Source organism: Pseudomonas sp. 15C (assembly GCF_055484735.1).
In genome coordinates this window covers 51,111-67,736 of sequence record NZ_JBUDGD010000027.1, presented here as the reverse complement: position 1 = coordinate 67,736, position 16,626 = coordinate 51,111, and the positions used below count along the sequence as shown (strand labels likewise).

Genomic DNA, 16,626 nt, shown 5'->3' with positions numbered 1-16,626 from the left:
CCTTTTTTGATGTTTGGTTGCGGGAGCCGGATTTGAACCGACGACCTTCGGGTTATGAGCCCGACGAGCTACCAGACTGCTCCATCCCGCGTCTGTGTGTCGGCATTCTACAGAGCTTTGCGGGTGTGTCAACCGCCGATTGGAATAAATCTGTTCAGGTTCAATTGGTTAGCGTTTTCCGAGGCGGGTTTTCAGGCTCGCAGGGCAGGCGCGGTAAGGGTTTCGGCTCTATTGGAGGCCTTGGTTTGATTGAGAAATTACATTCAACGTTTGTTTCCTACAGCCGGTCAGGAACATTCAACACCACTGGTGCTATATACAGGTGTCGGTGAGATACTGCCGCTCTGGCTCGCCACGTTCCCTTTTCTGACATGACTCAGCGAAAAATCATCCACATTGACTGTGACTGCTTTTATGCCGCCATCGAGATGCGCGACGACCCGCGTCTGGCCGGCAAGCCCTTGGCAGTGGGTGGTTCAGCGGATCGGCGCGGGGTGATTGCCACCTGCAACTATGAGGCGCGCGCCTACGGTGTGCGCTCGGCGATGGCTTCGGGGCACGCTTTGAAGCTGTGCCCGGATCTGACCATCGTCAAGCCGCGCATGGATGCGTACCGCGAAGCGTCCAGGGAAATCCATACGATTTTCGCCGATTACACCGACCTGATCGAGCCGCTGTCATTGGACGAGGCTTATCTGGACGTATCGGACAGCGCGCATTTTGGCGGCAGCGCCACGCGTATCGCGCAGGACATTCGGCGGCGCGTCTCCAATCAATTGCACATCACCGTGTCTGCGGGCGTAGCGCCAAACAAGTTTCTGGCGAAGATCGCCAGCGACTGGAAAAAACCCAACGGCCTGTTTGTGATCACGCCGGATCAGGTCGAAGACTTCGTCAGCGGCTTGCCAGTGAGCAAGCTGCACGGCGTCGGCAAGGTCACCGCCGACAAGCTGGGCAAACTCGGCATCGTCGATTGCGCGCATTTGCGTGAATGGGGGCGATTGGCGCTGGTGCGCGAATTCGGCAGTTTTGGCGAGCGCCTTTGGAACCTCGCCCGTGGCATTGACGACCGGCTGGTGCACAACGACAGTCGGCGACAGTCGATCAGCGTGGAAAACACCTACGACGCGGATCTGCCGGATCTGCGCAGCTGTCTCGACAAGTTGCCCGAGTTGCTCGACACCCTGAAAACCCGGATGGAGCGGATCGACAGCAGCTATCGGCCGGGCAAGCCGTTCGTCAAAGTGAAATTCCATGATTTCACCCAGACCACGCTGGAGCAGGCCGGGGCAGGGCGGGATCTGGGCAGTTATCAGTTGATGCTCACGCAGGCGTTCAATCGTGGCGGTAAGCCGGTGCGGTTGCTTGGGGTTGGGGTGAGGCTGGAGGATTTGCGCGGCGGGTTTGAGCAGATGGAGTTGTTTGAGCGGTAGATTTGCGCGGAATGTAATGGCCTCATGCGAGCAGGCTCACTCCTACATTGAAATGCGTTCCAATGTAGGAGTGAGCCTGCTCGCGATTGGCTTTAATTCGGTCCTGGATCCGCCACCAGGCGTCCAGCATCCCGAGTCAACGACTTGAGAAACTCAGCCTGCAACTCAGGATCGTTGCGCGTCAGTTCAATCAGGCTTTGTTCCAGTTCGCTGGCTTCTTCTTCAAGGCCCAGCTCCGACAGGCGTTTGACCCGGTGCACCCACTGGCTCACTTCGTCATCCTCCAGATCGTCATAAATCAGCCCGTGCGCTTCCAGCAACTTGTCGCGCAGGTGGCTGCTGAGCATCAGCGTTGAATCGGAGTGCACGTCGTCCTTGGCGTCTTCGACACTGATCTGCAAGCGGCCGATATGATTCAGATCGTTTTCGGCGAACGGACTGTCCAGCAGGTTAAGCCGCAGTACGCCGTTGCGATCGGTGGTCATGTCGAAAGTCTGCTTGCCAGCCTTGACCTGTACCGGCCGCTCGCTCCACGGCAGGCTCGAATATTCCGTGCGCTTGTCGCGCTGGACTTCGTCGATACCCGCAAGGTTCTGCTGCGCGCGCCCGTTGGATTGCGCGTTCATGAATGGATTGAGCCCGGCGAAACCGTAGCTGAACCAGTCCTTGGTCACACTGTCCGGCAGGTTGCCCAGCGCAAACACGTTGACCACGTTGGCACCCACACCGCCAACCACGGCGACTGCGCCCAGCGGGATTTCATAGACTTCGCGCCAGGGTTGGTAAGGCGTGTAACGGTCGTAACGACGGGTGACCTCGAACTCGGTGACCTCGAAGGTCTTTTGCTCGTTGATCTTCACGCGTCGTTGCGGCAGCTCAAGCACCTTGGGCTCGCCGACATCGATCTGCAGGCTGTGGTCGAGCAATTTGCGCTCGACCCGCTCTTCGTGCTCGCTGCGCTGCGACATATGATTGGCGCAGCCGCTGACCAGCAGGGCGCCGCACAGGGCGGCGGCGCCGAGGCCTAAGGTGTTTCGCTTGAACATGACGTCTCTATCTGGTTTCAGCGGCGGATACGGGCCTGCAGGAAGGACAGTACGTCGGCGACCGGCAATGCTTGCGCTTCGCCTTCGGTACGACTCTTGTATTCCAGGTTGCCTTCGGCGAGACCGCGGTCGCTGACCACGATCCGGTGTGGAATGCCGATCAGCTCCATGTCCGCGAACTTGATGCCCGGGCTGGTTTTCTTGTCGCGATCGTCCAACAGCACTTCGAAGCCGGCGGCCGTCAGTTCGGCGTACAGCTTGTCGGTAGCTTCGCGCACCTGCTCGGTTTCATAACGCAGCGGCACCAAAGCGATCTGGAACGGCGCCAGAGTGTCGCTCCAGATGATGCCGTTTTCGTCGTTGTTCTGCTCGATCGCCGCCGCAACCACGCGTGATACGCCAATGCCGTAGCAACCCATTTCCAGGGTAACCGGCTTGCCGTTCTCGCCCAGCACTTCGCACTTCATCGCCTTGCTGTACTTGTTGCCCAGCTGGAAGATGTGCCCGACTTCGATGCCGCGCTTGATTTCCAGCGTGCCCTTGCCGTCCGGGCTTGGGTCGCCGGCAACGACGTTACGCAGGTCAGCAACGGTCGGAACCGGCAGATCACGTTCCCAGTTCACGCCGAAGTAGTGCTTGTCGTCGATGTTCGCGCCGATCGCGAAGTCGCTCATCAGCTCGACCGAGCGGTCGATGATGATCGGCAGCGGCAGGTTCAGTGGGCCGAGCGAACCGGCGCCGGCGCCAATCGCGTCACGCAGGTCGGCATCGGTGGCCATGACCAGCGGGCTGGCTACGCCTGGTTGCTGGGCGGCTTTGATTTCGTTGAGTTCGTGGTCACCACGAACGACCAGCGCGATCAGCTTGCCTTCTTCTTCGGCGCGCACGATCAGAGTCTTGATGGTCTTTTCAATCGGCAGATTGAATTTTTCCACCAGGGCCGCGATGGTTTTGGTGTCTGGCGTATCGACCAGACGCAGTTCTTCGGTCGGCGCCGGACGCGAAGTTTCCCGTGGCACGGCTTCGGCTTTCTCGATGTTCGCCGCGTAGTCGGAACCGTTGCTGAAAACGATGTCGTCTTCGCCGGACTCGGCCAATACGTGGAATTCGTGCGAACCGGCGCCACCGATCGAGCCGTTATCGGCTTCAACCGGACGGAATTTCAGGCCCAGACGGCTGAACACGTTGCAGTAGGCCTGGTGCATGCGGTCGTAGGTGACCTGCAGCGATGCCTGATCGGCGTGGAACGAGTACGCGTCCTTCATGATGAATTCGCGGCCGCGCATCAAGCCGAAGCGTGGGCGGATTTCGTCACGGAATTTGGTCTGGATCTGGTACAGGTTGATCGGCAGCTGCTTGTAGCTGCTCAACTCGTTGCGCATCAGATCGGTGATCACTTCTTCGTGGGTCGGGCCCGCGCAGAAGTCGCGACCGTGGCGGTCTTTGATGCGCAGCAGCTCAGGACCGTATTCTTCCCAGCGCCCCGATTCCTGCCACAGCTCGGCCGGTTGGGTGCTCGGCATCAACACTTCCAGAGAGCCAGCCGCGTTCATTTCTTCGCGAACGATGGCTTCAACCTTGCGCATTACCCGCAGGCCCATGGGCAGCCAGGTGTACAGGCCCGAGGCGAGTTTGCGGATCATGCCGGCGCGCAGCATCAGCTGATGGCTGATCACGACCGCATCGGAAGGCGTTTCTTTCTGTGTGGCGAGCAAAAATTGACTGGTGCGCATGGTTGGCCGTTGTCGGTTGCTTTGACTGGAAATGACGGAGCAGTGTACCGGCGAGTTTTGTCGACGTACAGGCATGCGGCCGCTGGTGAGGTTCGACGGCGGGATTCCTCCCGCCGGCGGCGAAACGTCTTACGATTCTTCGACGACCGGGGTCGGTGTGGGCTCGGGCGTTGGCGTCGGGCCTTCGCGGCGGCTCTCCTGGAACCAGTGCAGCGCGATCAGCACCAGCGTCGGCACGCCGAGCAGGGCAGTGATCAGGAAGAAACTGTGATAACCGAACTTTTCCACCAGCACGCCGGAATAGCCGCCCATCAGTCGCGGCAACAACAGCATGATCGAGCTGAGGAGGGCGTACTGGGTGGCCGAGAACTTGAGGTTGGTCAGGCTCGACAGGTAGGCCACGAACGCCGAGGTCGCCAGGCCGGAACTGAAGTTGTCCAGAGAGATGGTCACCACCAGCATCTGCAGGTTCGGACCCATGTCAGCGAGCATCACGAACAGCAGGTTGGTGCCCGCCGAGGCTGCACCGCCGATAAACAGAATCGGCAGAATGCCGAAACGTACGATCAGCAGGCCACCCATGCCGGCACCGACGAGGGTCATGATCAGGCCGAAAATCTTGCTGACACTGGCGATCTGATCCTTGGTGAAGCCCTGGTCGATGTAGAACACGTTGGCCATGACGCCCATGACCGTGTCCGACATGCGATAGGTGGCGATCAGGCCGAGCAGCAGCAACGCCTGCCAGCGATAACGCAAAATGAAGTCGTTGACCGGGGTGAGTACCGGCGCCAGGCCGCGGCGGCCCATGGCCGAAAGACACAGACCGGTCAGCAGGGTATAGAGAATGGCGCGCAGAAACGCGCGGTCTTCCAGCAACAGGTCGAGCGGGCTCATGTCACCGAACAGCACGCTGGCGAAATCGGTGTTGTAGAGCTGGGTGAACATCGCCGGCACGGACACCAGCAGGATGATCAGGACGAACACCGACATCAGTTGATGCATGAAGGTGTAACGCCCGGCCTGCAATTGCGTACGCAACGGTACCGGTGGCTCACGCATGAACAGTGTGGTCAGCAGCGCGGGCACCATCAATGCGCCAAACAGCACATAAGTGCCGGTCCAGGCGGCGTGCTTATAGTTGAAACCGGTGGAGCCGAAGCCTTCGGCGAAGAATAGCGCGCCGGCGGTGGCGAGCAGGGCGGCGACGCGGTAGCCGGACATGTAGCTGGCGGCGAGCGCGGCTTGCCGGCTGTCATCGGCGATTTCCAGGCGATAGGCGTCGACGGCAATATCCTGAGTGGCGGAGGCGAAAGCGACCACTACGGCAATCGCAATCAGCCAGGACAGGTGTTTTTGCGGATCGCAGAAACCCATGCCGATCAGCCCGAGAATCACCAGCGCCTGCGAAAGCACCAGCCATGAACGGCGACGGCCGAGCTTGCCAAGCAAGGGCAGGCGCCATTGGTCGAGCAGGGGAGACCAGACCCATTTGAACGCATAGGCCAGGCCGATCAGACTGGCGTAGCCAATGGTTTCACGGGCGACACCGGCTTCACGCAGCCAGACCGAAAGCGTTGAGAACACCAGCATGTACGGCAGGCCGGCGGCAAAACCGAGCAACAACAGCACGAGCGTCGAAGGACTGGCATAGGCGGCGAGCGCGGCGCGCCAGGTTTTACGGGGCATGGGCTGAAGTCTGCCTCAAGATTGCGAAAACAAAGCGCGCACTCTAACCGCTGTGCTCTACCGGACGCCAGCCATGGCGCCGAATATCCACACGATTGTTCTGGACGGTGATGCCTTCCATGCGCAATCGCGCCCGTTGTTCATCGCCGGACGGGCTGCCCACAGGAAGGCTGATGCGCCCGCCAGCGCCCAGTACGCGGTGCCACGGCAGTCGGGTATCGCCGGGTAACTGACTTAATGTGCGGCCGACCCAACGCGCGGCGCGCCCCAAACCGGCCAGTTCGGCCAACTGGCCATAACTGACCACTTTGCCCTCGGGCACTTGCGCGAGAGTGGAGTAGAGCGCCGTGCGTCGGATTTGCGCTTCGCTGTCATGGGCGTCGTTGGGGGCTGTCACGGGCGTGGTTCCTGAGCAGGGGTCTTTTTCAAGGCGTTCAGAGTAATCCGTCGCCGCGCAGTTGAGAAATGAACTCATTGGAAATCGTCCGGTCAGTCCTTGTCAGGGTCTTATTCCTACGGATAATGCCGACCTTTTTCCGACAACCTGAGCCCTCGATTCGCCTATGTTTTCCAGATCCCTGCTGTGCCTAGCTGTTTTCAGTGCGTCCACGCCCTTGCTTGCCGACACCGTCTGGTTGAAGAACGGCGACAAGTTGAGCGGCACCATCAGCGTCTTCGATGGCGGCAAGCTGTTGATCCAGACCAAATATGCCGGTGCGGTGACCATCGACTGGAAAGAGGTCAAGACCCTGGAGAGCGAGCAGCACCTGCTGGTCAAGCAGGACGCTTATACCGGCGAAGTCTCCAAGTCGCTGACTGCGGCGGACGACGGCAAGGTCACCCTGGCCAACGGTGACGCGCCGAAAACCGTCGAGCTGGCGAGCATTCAGCAGATCCTCAAGCCAAAACCGATCGTCACTGACCTGGTGTGGAAGGGCAATGTCGACCTGGCGCTGGATTATCAGCGCGCCGAGAAAGATACCGATGATTACGATGTCGCGTTCAAGACCTCGGCGCGTCACGGTCGTTGGCGTCATACCGCCGAAGGTGAGTACAACCGCGAAGTGCAGGACGCCGAAACTACCACCAACAACTGGCGCGCCGAGTACTCCCTTGACCGCTTCATTACCGATCAATGGTTCTGGCAAGGTCGCCTGAACTACAAGCGTGACCACATCGAAGAGCTGGCGCGTCAGCGGGTGGTCGGTACCGGTCCCGGCTACCAGTTCTGGGACGATGAGTTGGGTGCATTCTCGCTGGGCTCGTTGCTCAACCGCACCGATTACGAATACCGCGATGGCAGCAAGGACAACTTCTACTCTGTTGCCATGAAGTGGGACTACAACCGCTACCTGATCGGCAAGAAAGTCGAGTTCTTCACCAACGGTGAAGTCGGCAAGCCACTCTCGGGTGTGGCGGATTACGCACTGGATGCCGAACTGGGCCTGCGCTACAAGGTCACCGAGTGGGCGTCGCTCAACCTCAAGGCCGAGCGCGACATCATCAGCGGTACCAACGATGCCGATCTGAACAAGACCCGCTATACCGCAGGGTTTGGCGTGGCCTGGTAAGTCATCGATAAAAAATCGCAGCCGTTGTCGGGCTGCGATTTTTTTTGCCTGGACAAAACAGACGCCCACAAAAAAGCCCCGCTTTTGAGGGCGGGGCTCTTTTCTAAAGAAGCTACAAGTTAGATAACTTGTACTTCTTCAGCTTGCATGCCTTTCTGACCGCGGGTAGCGATGAAAGAAACCTGTTGGCCTTCTTTCAGGCTTTTGAAGCCGTCGGATTGGATAGCTTTGAAGTGAACGAACAGATCGTCACCGGATTGTGGAGTGATGAAGCCGAAGCCTTTTTCATCGTTGAACCACTTAACGGTACCGGTTTGGCGATTAGACATGGTGTAACTCCTTGAACAAAGATAACTGCGACTCAGGAAGAACCCTGGCCGAGACTGAGTGCAAAGAGCAGGAAAAATTCTTGTAGATGGTTGGATCGAAATTCAACATATCGTGTAGAGATTCTCAGTGACACAAGCAACACAGTGACGCCACCTTAACCCTTTTTCCGGAACGTGCCAATGCTTGTTGCAAAGGTTTCTGTGTTTTCGGGATCGGCGGTGCGACGGTTCGTCGCCACATCGCGTAAATACGGGGTGTTCGCCGAGAATTGCAGTGCGCACTTTGAACGAGGCGGCGCGCCCGGTAAGATGCCGGACAGAATTTTTCCACCTCGCTATTCAGGACAAACCCGCCATGAGCATCAAATCGGACAAGTGGATTCGCCGCATGGCGCAGGAACACGGCATGATCGAACCGTTCGTCGAACGCCAGATGCGCGGCAGCGACGACAGCCGGGTGATTTCCTACGGCGTATCGAGCTACGGCTACGATGTGCGTTGCACCAACCACTTCAAGGTGTTCACCAACATCAACTCGGCCATTGTCGACCCGAAAAACTTCGACGCCGGCAGCTTCGTCGACATCCACAGCGACGTCTGCATCATCCCGCCGAACTCGTTCGCCCTGGCCAGCACCGTCGAGTACTTCCGCATTCCACGTAACGTGCTGACCATCTGCCTGGGCAAGAGCACGTACGCGCGCTGCGGCATCATCGTCAACGTCACGCCGCTGGAACCCGAGTGGGAAGGTCACGTGACGCTGGAGTTCTCCAACACCACCAACCTGCCGGCGAAAATCTACGCCAACGAAGGCGTGGCGCAGATGCTCTTCCTCGAATCCGACGAGGAATGCGAAGTCTCCTACAAGGATCGCGGCGGCAAGTACCAAGGCCAGCGTGGCGTGACCTTGCCGCGCACCTGATCGGTCATCCGACGGAACGCGGGAATTCTTCGGCGGGCAGACACTCTATGAGGTGTACTGCCCGTTTTTGTTTCCAGCGAAACGGGCCTTCGCCGAGGAGTGCCCTATGAAGATCGATCCGCAAATCACTGCCGAACTGGCAAGGCTTGAGCCCAATCAGGTTGGCGTATTGGCCTGGTCCTTGTTGGCGCATCCGCCTCTGAGCGCGGCTGGCGGGGTTCCCGGTCAGCCTGATCCCGATACTCCCAATGAACAACCGACCGAACCCGGCGAGCCGACTCTGCCGGACGAACCGCCTCCGGCGCCTGTCGCCTGACCCACTGTCACCGGTATGGCCCGTCAGTTACTAACTGACGGGCCATATTTCGTTATCGCCGATCACGAAAACTCTGCAGGTTTCGTCGCGCTCGACCTGAAAGCCTCCGGTGAACGCCCCGAATGCCGGCATCAGGCTGATGCGCTCGCCCAGCCGGAAACAGGCCAGACGCAGGCTCTGCCGCCCCTTGCCGTGCAGTCGATAGACCGGATGCACATGGCCGGCGAGTACGTGCCGTTCGGGATGCGGGTCGGGTTCATGTTGCAAGGCGAACGGGCCCAGCAGCATCGGTTCTGGCACCACGCGAATATTCAGCGAGGCCGGTGGGTCGCCCGCGCGTTTGTCGTGATTGCCACGAATCAGCGTCATCGGCAGATCAGCGTGCCGTGCTCGCCACTCAGCCAACGCGTTCAGCGTATTTGGCGCATGTGAGCCAGGTCCGTGAAGAAAATCGCCGAGGAAGATCAACTGGCGGCACGGCAGCTTCGCCAGCAACGCGTCGATTACCGCAATATTGCTCGCAGTGGTGCCATGCGGCACCGGCTGGCCGAGACTGCGATAGGCCGCCGCTTTGCCGAAATGCACGTCGGCGATCAGCAGTGCCTCCTGCGCAGGCCAGTACAGGGCTTTCTCCGGCAGCAACCATAATTCTTCGCCGGCCAGGCGCACCGGATACGCCGCGCTCATGACGATCTCCCGTTGTCAGCGGTTTTTTCCAGATCACCGACCATTCTTCTGATCCTGTCAGCCAGTTTTTCCGAACTCATGCTTTCACGCATCCGCTCGACCAATAATGGAAAGCCCAGCGGTGTCGGGCGTTTGATCAAATGCACATCAAGTTTCATTCGGTTGATCCGGTGCAAGGTCTGCTCCAGTCGAGCGATATCCAGTTCTTCACGCAACACTTCCTCCCCGGCCTGGGCCAGCAGCAGGTTGTCGGCGTCGTATTGTTTGAACACTTGAAAGAACAAACCGCTCGACGCCTGCACCTGGCGGGTGCTTTTCGGCGCCCCGGGATAACCGGCGAAAACCAGTCCGGCGATCCGTGCGATCTCGCGAAAGCGCCGTAGCGCCAGTTCGCCCGCGTTGAGGCTGGCCAGCACGTCGGCTAACAGTTGATCGGCATTAAACAGCGCGCCATTCAAGTGTTCAGCCCAATCGACGGGCGTGGCACTGAGCAGTTCCAGTCCGTAATCATTCACCGCTATCGAGAATGTCACAGGCTGGCGCTGGCTGACCCGCCAGGCCAACAGACTCGCCAGCCCCAGATGCACCTGGCGCCCGGCGAACGGGTAAAGAAACAGGTGCCAGCCTTCGCGGGATTTCAGTACCTCGGCCAGCAGGTTTTCCTCGGCGGGCAGGCCGGACCAGCGCATCTGCGTGTCCAGCAATGGCCGCAGCGCGTGCATTTCCGGCCCGGTGAACTCACCTTGGGCGGCTGCGGTGAAGCGCCTGACCACGGCTTCGGCCAGCTCGTTGGAAAGCGGCATGCGCCCGCCATTCCAGCGCGGCACCGCGGCTTTTTTCGCGGTGCTGCGTTTGACGTAGGCGGTCATGTTTTCCACGCGCACCAATTCCAGCAAGCGCCCGGCGAACAAAAAACCGTCTCCCGGTTTAAGCCGGGCGATAAATCCTTCTTCGACGCTGCCCAGTTGCTTGCCACCGCCGCCCTTGCTCCAGAATTTCAGGTTGATGCTCGCATCGCTGACGATGGTGCCGATGCTCATTCGGTGGCGCCGCGCCAGACGCGCATCCGGTACCCGCCAGACGCCGTGTTCGTCAGGCTCGACCCGGCGATAATCCGGATAGGCTGTAAGAGACATCCCGCCATGGCGTACGAATGCCAGCGCCCAGGCCCAGTCACCCAGCGTCAGGTCGCGGTAAGCCCAGGCGCCACGGACCTCTTCGTACAAATCTTCAGGAATAAACCCACCGCCAAGGGCCATGCTGACCAGATGCTGCACCAGCACATCCAAAGGTTTGTGCGGCGACAGGCGCGGCTCGATGCGCCGCTGCTCGACCGCATCGCGTGCGGCCACCGCTTCGATCAGTTCCAGGCTGTGAGTCGGCACCAGCGTCACCCGCGAGGTGCGCCCCGGTGCGTGGCCGGAACGCCCGGCCCGTTGCATCAGACGCGCAACGCCTTTGGCCGAACCGATCTGCAGCACGCGCTCGACCGGCAGAAAATCCACGCCCAAATCCAGGCTGGAGGTGCACACCACGGCTTTCAACTGTCCGTCCTTCAATGCCTGTTCGACCCAGTCACGGGTATCGCGTGACAGCGAGCTGTGATGCAAGGCGATCAATCCGGCCCAATCCGGCCGGGCTTCAAGCAGCGCCTGATACCAGATTTCCGATTGCGCGCGGGTGTTGGTGAACACCAGGCTGCTGGCGCAGGTATCCAGTTCGGCGACCACTTGCGGCAGCATCTTCAGGCCGATGTGCCCAGCCCACGGAAAACGCTCTATAGCCGGTGGGAGCAGGGTGTCAACTTGCAGCGCTTTTTCGCTTTGTCCTTGCACACTCACGCCCCCACCCTGTGGGATCAGCACCTGTTCAGCGTGGGATTGATTACCGAGCGTGGCAGAGACGCCCCAGACGATCAGCTCCGGCTGCCAATGACGCAGGCGGGCGAGGGCCAGTTGCAATTGCACGCCGCGCTTGTTGCCTAGCAACTCGTGCCATTCATCGACGACGATCATGCGCAAGGTCGACAGCGCCGTGCGCGCATCGGCACGGGCGAGCAGCAGCGTCAGGCTCTCTGGCGTGGTGATCAGCGCAGTCGGCAGGCGCCGGCCCTGGCGGGCGCGCTCGCTGCTGCTGGTGTCGCCGGTGCGCAGACCGATGCTCCAGGGGAGGTTCAGGTCATCAACCGGTGCCTGCAAGGCGCGCGCCGTGTCCGCGGCCAGCGCTCGCATGGGGGTGATCCACAGCACCGTCAGCGGTTCGGCGGGTGGCTTGCGTTTGCGCGGTGTTTCGACGGCAGGTCGCTCACGGGCGTAGCGGTTGAGCGCAGCGAACCACACGGCATAGGTTTTACCAGCACCGGTGCTGGCATGCAGCAGCCCGGACTCGCCTTTCTTCACCGCGGCCCACACCTGCTTTTGAAACGCGAATGGCTTCCAGCCGCGGGCGCTGAACCAGGTTTTTGCAAGGTCGGGGGATTTCGCCATGCCGGCTGCGTGCGCTCTGGAGGGGTTTTTTCAGAGACAGCGAAGCGGGGGGACAAGTTTGATTTTTAAGGCAGGCGCGGTTCCCTGTAGGAGTGAGCCTGCTCGCGATAGCGGTTTGTCAGTCACAAAAGCATCGACTGGTATGACGCTATCGCGAGCAGGCTCACTCCTACAGGGGGGTTGTGTACGGCGTTATTTCAGGTTGCCGCTGAGGAACTGCTTCAGCCGTTCGCTCTTCGGGTTGCCCAACACATCCTCCGGCGCACCTTCTTCTTCGACCATACCCTGGTGCAGAAACAGCACCTGATTCGACACCTTGCGCGCGAAACTCATTTCGTGGGTGACCATGATCATCGTCCGGCCTTCCTCGGCCAGGCCCTGAATCACCTTGAGCACTTCGCCGACCAGTTCCGGGTCCAGCGCCGAGGTGGGTTCGTCGAACAGCATGACTTCCGGTTCCATCGCCAGCGCCCGGGCAATCGCCACGCGCTGTTGCTGGCCGCCGGAGAGAAACGCCGGGTATTGCTCGGCGACGCGCGCCGGCAGGCCGACCTTGTCCAGATAGCGCCGGGCGCGGTCGTCGGCCTCCTGTTTGCTGCAACCCAGCACCCGGCGCGGAGCCATGGTGATGTTTTCCAGCACAGTCATGTGGCTCCACAGGTTGAAATGCTGGAACACCATGGCCACCCGCGTGCGCAGGCGTTGCAGTTCATTGGCGTCGGCGACGTGCATGCCGTGGCGATCGGTGACCATGCGGATCGACTGGCCATCGAGGCTCATGGCGCCGTCGTTGGGTTGCTCGAGAAAGTTGATGCAGCGCAAAAACGTGCTTTTGCCCGAGCCGCTGGCGCCGATCAGGCTGATCACGTCGCCAGTTTTGGCCTTGAGCGAAACGCCTTTGAGCACCTGATGGTCGCCATAGCTTTTATGCAGGCCTTCAACGGTCAGTTTGTACATGGGAGGAACATCCTCAAGGCGAAAGTAGGTAGCCGCTGCGATAGGCTTCAGCGCCCGCAACGTGGGCAATGACCATGCCGGCAGTGGCCATGCGCCGCAGCGAGCGTGCGTACAGCAGGCCGGCGGCGGTGCAATGAATGGGGGTGACGCGATCGTGGATCGGGTCGATGATTTCGGCGATCTGCTGACCGGCCTCCAGGTACTGCCCGGCGGTGGCGGTGTACACCAGCAGGCCACCGACCGGGGTGGTCACCGGTTCGACGCCGGCCAACGGCGTGGCAGGGTAGGGCAAGGACGGCTGTGGCTTGGTTTCGCCGACGATCGCATCGAACTGGATCAGATAGTCGATCAGCGCCTGGCAGTCGCGGCTGGCCAGCGGATGAGTGACGTCACCCTGACCGCGCAATTCGACGGTGACCGAGAAACTGCCCAGCGGAATCTCGAAGTGTTCGCCGAAGCGTTCCTTCAGTTGCCACCAGAGCAGGGTGAAGCACTCGTCGAACGACTGACCGCCAGAGTCAGTGGCAAGCAGGCTCGCCTGGGCACCGATGTAGCGCGCCAGCGGCTCGACCTGCGGCCAGGCTTCCGGCGTGGTGTAAAGGTGCACCACCGATTCGAAATCGCAGTGCAAGTCGAGCACCATGTCGGCGTCGCAGGCCAGCCGTTGCAAGGTCAGGCGCTGGGATTGCAGTTGCGTGCTGGCGGTCTGGCGGGCGAGGGCGGCGCGCAGGCTGGCGCGGATCAGTTCGAGGTTGTGTTGCGGGTCGTCGCTGAGCTGGCCTTCGATGGCGTTGCCGATTTCTTCGCTGAGGTCGACGAACCAGCGGTTGAAGTTCTGCCCGCTCTCCAGTTCGTAGCGACCCAGCGGTACGTCCATCAGCACTTGCTCGAGGCCGACCGGATTGGCCACCGGCACCAGCACGATCTCGCTGCGCAGGCGGCCGGCGGCTTCCAGCTCGGCCAGCCGTTGCTTGAGGTGCCAGGCCACCAGCATGCCGGGCAGTTCGTCGGCATGCAGCGAAGACTGGATATACACCTTGCCCTTGGCCTGCTCCGGGCCGAAGTGGAAGCTGTGAATCTGTCGTGCGGTCCCCGGCAGCGGGGCCAGCAAGTCATGAATCAGGTGGCGCATTTGCAGGGTTGTCCTAGTGAGTCGGGCCGAGGAAGGCCAGCCATCGGCGTTCGGCAAGGCGGAACAGGCCGACCAGCGCAAAGGTAATGGTCAGGTAGATCAGCGCGGCGATGCCGAACGATTGAAACGTCAGGAAGGTTGCCGAGTTGGCGTCCCGCGCGACTTTAAGGATATCGGGAATGGTCGCGGTGAAGGCCACAGTGGTCGAGTGCAGCATCAGGATCACTTCGTTGCTGTAATACGGCAACGACCGGCGCAGCGCCGAGGGCATGATCACATACGCATACAACTTCCAGCCGGTCAGGCCGTAAGCCTTGGCCGCTTCGACTTCGCCGTGGTTCATGCTGCGAATCGCCCCGGCGAAGATCTCCGTGGTGTAGGCGCAGGTGTTCAAGGCAAAGGCGAGGATCGTGCAGTTCATCGCATCGCGAAAGAAACTGTCGAGCAACGGCTGCTCACGCACGGCCGTCAGGCTGTAGATCCCGGTGTAGCAGATCAGCAGCTGGATATACAGCGGCGTGCCCCGGAACAGATAGGTGTAGAACTGCACCGGCCAGCGAATGTAGAAGTGCGGCGAGACGCGGGCGATCGACAGCGGAATCGAGACGATGAAGCCGATGCAGATCGAGGCGGTCAGCAGCCACATCGTCATCGCCAGCCCGGTGATGTTCTGGCCGTCGGTATAAAGGAAGGCGCGCCAGTATTCCTGGAGGAGTTCGATCATCGCACGGCCTCCCGGGCACCGGCCGCGTAGCGACGTTCGAGCCAGCGCAGAATGAAGTTGGAGGCACTGGTGATCAGCAAGTAAATCAAGGCAGCGAGAACCAGGAAATAGAACAGTTGATAGGTGCTTTTACCGGCGTCCTGCGCGGCTTTGACCAGGTCGGCGAGGCCGATGATCGACACCAGCGCGGTGGCCTTGAGCATCACCATCCAGTTATTGCCGATGCCCGGCAGGGCGAAACGCATCATTTGCGGAAACACCACGAAGCGAAAGCGCTGGCCGCGTTTCAGACCGTACGCGGTGGCCGCTTCGACCTGACCGCGCGGCACCGCGAGAATCGCGCCACGGAAGGTCTCGGTGAAGTACGCGCCATAAATGAAGCCCAGGGTCAGTACGCCGGCGCTGAACGGGTCGATCTCGATGTATTCCCATTCCATGTAGTCGGTCAGCGACGTCAGCCAGGTTTGCAGGCTGTAGAAGATCAGCAGCATCAGCACCAGGTCCGGTACGCCGCGGATCAGCGTGGTGTAGAGCTGGGCAGGCAGGCGCAGCAGTTTGACTTTCGACAGTTTGGCACTGGCGCCGAGCAGGCCGAGCAACACGGCCACCAGCAGCGACATCGCCGATAATTTGATGGTCATCCAGGTGCCTGCCAGCAGCAACGGGCCGAAGCCCTGCAGACTGAAGGAGGCCAGCCCCAGATTTTGCAGAAGGGTTTCAAACATAAATCAGCAACCTGAACGGATGGAAAAGGCGCCCATCGAGGATGGGCGCCGGGGCATTATTTGCCGCTGTACAGATTCAGATCGCCAAAGTGTTTCTTTTGAATCTCGGCGTATTTGCCGTCGTCGTGTAACGCTTTGATACCTTTATCCAAAAGCGCTTTCAGCTCAGTGTTACCTTTCTTGATACCGATAGCTGTTTTGGCTGGCAGCAATTCACTGTCGACCGGCTGGCTGACTTCATAGCCTTCGCCTTTTGGCGACTTCAAGAAACCCAGTTCGGCTTGCAGCATGTCCTGAATGGCCGCATCGAGACGACCGGAAGTCAGGTCGGAGTAAACCTGATCCTGGTTCTGATAGGCCTGGGTTTTCACGCCAGCCTTGTCCAGCACGGCTTTGGCGTAGGCTTCCTGAATGGTGCCTTGCTCATAACCGACGGTTTTGCCCTTGAGCGACGCAACGTCAGCGCTCAGCCCCGAGCCTTTCTTGAACACATAAGCGGTTGGGCCGGAAAACAGTTCGCTGGAGAAGTCGATGACCTTCTCGCGCGCCGGGGTCACGGTCATCGACGAGATCACACCGTCGAACTTGTTGGCCTTGAGGCCCGGAATCATGCCGTCGAAATCGCTTTCGACCCACTTGCACTTGACCTTCAGTTCGGCGCAGATCGCGTTACCCAGGTCGATATCGAAACCCACCAGGCTGCCATCGGCCGCTTTCGACTCGAACGGTGCGTACGAAGGGTCAACGCCAAAGCGCAGCTCTTTGTATTCCTTGGCCAGCGCGGAGCCGGCGGCCATGCACAACGCCAGTGCAGAAAGGGTCAGCAATGCTTTTTTCATTATTCAATCCCTAAGAACCAATATGAGCGCTTGTGGC

General features: G+C 60.2%; 16 protein-coding genes and 1 tRNA gene. 4 read left to right on the top strand and 13 right to left on the bottom strand.

Annotated elements, in window-relative coordinates; genetic code table 11:
- Positions 1 to 14: 14 nt before the first annotated feature.
- Positions 15 to 91: transfer RNA gene (locus ACYYKW_RS15560), tRNA-Met, on the bottom strand.
- Positions 92 to 371: 280 nt separating this feature from the next.
- Between ACYYKW_RS15560 and dinB the strand changes: the two genes are divergently transcribed.
- Entirely contained in the window at positions 372 to 1,433 is a 1,062-nt protein-coding gene (gene dinB, locus ACYYKW_RS15555; RefSeq protein WP_093104071.1) for a DNA polymerase IV, read from the top strand.
- A gap of 92 nt (positions 1,434 to 1,525) precedes the next feature.
- Here the strand turns inward: dinB and ACYYKW_RS15550 are convergent, their stop codons facing one another.
- The 4 genes from ACYYKW_RS15550 to ACYYKW_RS15535 all read right to left on the bottom strand — a co-directional run bounded on the left by ACYYKW_RS15550 (position 1,526) and on the right by ACYYKW_RS15535 (position 6,298).
- Positions 1,526 to 2,479, bottom strand: coding sequence for a hypothetical protein (locus ACYYKW_RS15550; RefSeq protein ID WP_093104069.1), 954 nt, complete (start codon positions 2,477 to 2,479; stop codon positions 1,526 to 1,528).
- 17 nt (positions 2,480 to 2,496) lie between these two features.
- Positions 2,497 to 4,212, bottom strand: coding sequence for a proline--tRNA ligase (locus ACYYKW_RS15545; protein ID WP_336355019.1), 1,716 nt, complete (start codon positions 4,210 to 4,212; stop codon positions 2,497 to 2,499).
- Positions 4,213 to 4,341: 129 nt separating this feature from the next.
- Positions 4,342 to 5,901, bottom strand: a complete 1,560-nt coding sequence (locus ACYYKW_RS15540; protein ID WP_464990499.1) for an AmpG family muropeptide MFS transporter — start codon at positions 5,899 to 5,901, stop codon at positions 4,342 to 4,344.
- A 43-nt stretch (positions 5,902 to 5,944) separates the two neighbouring features.
- Entirely contained in the window at positions 5,945 to 6,298 is a 354-nt protein-coding gene (locus ACYYKW_RS15535; RefSeq protein WP_090282086.1) for an MGMT family protein, read from the bottom strand.
- A gap of 166 nt (positions 6,299 to 6,464) precedes the next feature.
- On the opposite strand from ACYYKW_RS15535, the gene ACYYKW_RS15530 reads away from it, so the two are divergent.
- Complete coding sequence (locus tag ACYYKW_RS15530) at positions 6,465 to 7,472, top strand: DUF481 domain-containing protein (RefSeq protein WP_090282087.1); 1,008 nt, start codon at positions 6,465 to 6,467, stop codon at positions 7,470 to 7,472.
- A 119-nt stretch (positions 7,473 to 7,591) separates the two neighbouring features.
- Here ACYYKW_RS15530 and ACYYKW_RS15525 read toward each other — a convergent pair whose 3' ends face one another.
- Entirely contained in the window at positions 7,592 to 7,801 is a 210-nt protein-coding gene (locus ACYYKW_RS15525) for a cold-shock protein (RefSeq protein WP_002554837.1), read from the bottom strand.
- Between the two features lie 355 nt (positions 7,802 to 8,156).
- On the opposite strand from ACYYKW_RS15525, the gene dcd reads away from it, so the two are divergent.
- Together dcd and ACYYKW_RS15515 are read left to right on the top strand one after the other, a co-directional pair.
- Complete coding sequence (gene dcd, locus ACYYKW_RS15520; protein WP_007940589.1) at positions 8,157 to 8,723, top strand: dCTP deaminase; 567 nt, start codon at positions 8,157 to 8,159, stop codon at positions 8,721 to 8,723.
- Positions 8,724 to 8,829: 106 nt separating this feature from the next.
- Positions 8,830 to 9,039, top strand: coding sequence for a hypothetical protein (locus ACYYKW_RS15515; protein ID WP_090282088.1), 210 nt, complete (start codon positions 8,830 to 8,832; stop codon positions 9,037 to 9,039).
- Positions 9,040 to 9,069: 30 nt separating this feature from the next.
- Here the strand turns inward: ACYYKW_RS15515 and pdeM are convergent, their stop codons facing one another.
- The 7 genes from pdeM to ACYYKW_RS15480 all read right to left on the bottom strand — a co-directional run bounded on the left by pdeM (position 9,070) and on the right by ACYYKW_RS15480 (position 16,589).
- The gene (pdeM, locus tag ACYYKW_RS15510) at positions 9,070 to 9,726 is read right to left on the bottom strand and encodes a ligase-associated DNA damage response endonuclease PdeM (RefSeq protein WP_206416075.1); all 657 of its coding nucleotides are present in this window, start codon (positions 9,724 to 9,726) and stop codon (positions 9,070 to 9,072) included.
- The gene (locus ACYYKW_RS15505; protein ID WP_464990498.1) at positions 9,723 to 12,212 is read right to left on the bottom strand and encodes a ligase-associated DNA damage response DEXH box helicase; all 2,490 of its coding nucleotides are present in this window, start codon (positions 12,210 to 12,212) and stop codon (positions 9,723 to 9,725) included. Before ACYYKW_RS15505 ends, pdeM begins: the two co-directional genes overlap by 4 nt.
- 192 nt (positions 12,213 to 12,404) lie before the next feature.
- Positions 12,405 to 13,169: an ABC transporter ATP-binding protein gene (locus ACYYKW_RS15500; RefSeq protein ID WP_464990497.1), complete on the bottom strand. Its 765-nt coding sequence runs from the start codon at positions 13,167 to 13,169 to the stop codon at positions 12,405 to 12,407.
- A gap of 13 nt (positions 13,170 to 13,182) precedes the next feature.
- On the bottom strand, positions 13,183 to 14,301 hold the full coding sequence (locus tag ACYYKW_RS15495; RefSeq protein WP_090282092.1) for a succinylglutamate desuccinylase/aspartoacylase family protein: 1,119 nt from the start codon (positions 14,299 to 14,301) through the stop codon (positions 13,183 to 13,185).
- Between the two features lie 13 nt (positions 14,302 to 14,314).
- On the bottom strand, positions 14,315 to 15,025 hold the full coding sequence (locus ACYYKW_RS15490; RefSeq protein ID WP_464990496.1) for an ABC transporter permease: 711 nt from the start codon (positions 15,023 to 15,025) through the stop codon (positions 14,315 to 14,317).
- A complete protein-coding gene (locus ACYYKW_RS15485) occupies positions 15,022 to 15,750 on the bottom strand; it encodes an ABC transporter permease (protein ID WP_090282094.1) in 729 nt (242 codons plus the stop codon). The genes ACYYKW_RS15490 and ACYYKW_RS15485 overlap by 4 nt, the downstream gene beginning before the upstream one ends.
- 56 nt (positions 15,751 to 15,806) lie before the next feature.
- Complete coding sequence (locus ACYYKW_RS15480; protein ID WP_090282095.1) at positions 15,807 to 16,589, bottom strand: transporter substrate-binding domain-containing protein; 783 nt, start codon at positions 16,587 to 16,589, stop codon at positions 15,807 to 15,809.
- Positions 16,590 to 16,626 lie beyond the last annotated feature (37 nt).

Excerpts from the sequence above, each read along its gene's own strand:
- ACYYKW_RS15500 (WP_464990497.1), bottom strand. The coding sequence starts at position 13,169 with ATGTACAAACTGACCGTTGAAGGCCTGCATAAAAGCTATGGCGACCAT.
- ACYYKW_RS15530 (WP_090282087.1), top strand. The coding sequence starts at position 6,465 with ATGTTTTCCAGATCCCTGCTGTGCCTAGCTGTTTTCAGTGCGTCCACG.
- ACYYKW_RS15525 (WP_002554837.1), bottom strand. The coding sequence starts at position 7,801 with ATGTCTAATCGCCAAACCGGTACCGTTAAGTGGTTCAACGATGAAAAA.
- ACYYKW_RS15545 (WP_336355019.1), bottom strand. The coding sequence starts at position 4,212 with ATGCGCACCAGTCAATTTTTGCTCGCCACACAGAAAGAAACGCCTTCC.
- ACYYKW_RS15480 (WP_090282095.1), bottom strand. The coding sequence starts at position 16,589 with ATGAAAAAAGCATTGCTGACCCTTTCTGCACTGGCGTTGTGCATGGCC.
- ACYYKW_RS15515 (WP_090282088.1), top strand. The coding sequence starts at position 8,830 with ATGAAGATCGATCCGCAAATCACTGCCGAACTGGCAAGGCTTGAGCCC.
- ACYYKW_RS15490 (WP_464990496.1), bottom strand. The coding sequence starts at position 15,025 with ATGATCGAACTCCTCCAGGAATACTGGCGCGCCTTCCTTTATACCGAC.
- ACYYKW_RS15540 (WP_464990499.1), bottom strand. The coding sequence starts at position 5,901 with ATGCCCCGTAAAACCTGGCGCGCCGCGCTCGCCGCCTATGCCAGTCCT.
- dcd (WP_007940589.1), top strand. The coding sequence starts at position 8,157 with ATGAGCATCAAATCGGACAAGTGGATTCGCCGCATGGCGCAGGAACAC.
- ACYYKW_RS15550 (WP_093104069.1), bottom strand. The coding sequence starts at position 2,479 with ATGTTCAAGCGAAACACCTTAGGCCTCGGCGCCGCCGCCCTGTGCGGC.
- ACYYKW_RS15485 (WP_090282094.1), bottom strand. The coding sequence starts at position 15,750 with ATGTTTGAAACCCTTCTGCAAAATCTGGGGCTGGCCTCCTTCAGTCTG.
- ACYYKW_RS15495 (WP_090282092.1), bottom strand. The coding sequence starts at position 14,301 with ATGCGCCACCTGATTCATGACTTGCTGGCCCCGCTGCCGGGGACCGCA.
- ACYYKW_RS15505 (WP_464990498.1), bottom strand. The coding sequence starts at position 12,212 with ATGGCGAAATCCCCCGACCTTGCAAAAACCTGGTTCAGCGCCCGCGGC.
- dinB (WP_093104071.1), top strand. The coding sequence starts at position 372 with ATGACTCAGCGAAAAATCATCCACATTGACTGTGACTGCTTTTATGCC.
- pdeM (WP_206416075.1), bottom strand. The coding sequence starts at position 9,726 with ATGAGCGCGGCGTATCCGGTGCGCCTGGCCGGCGAAGAATTATGGTTG.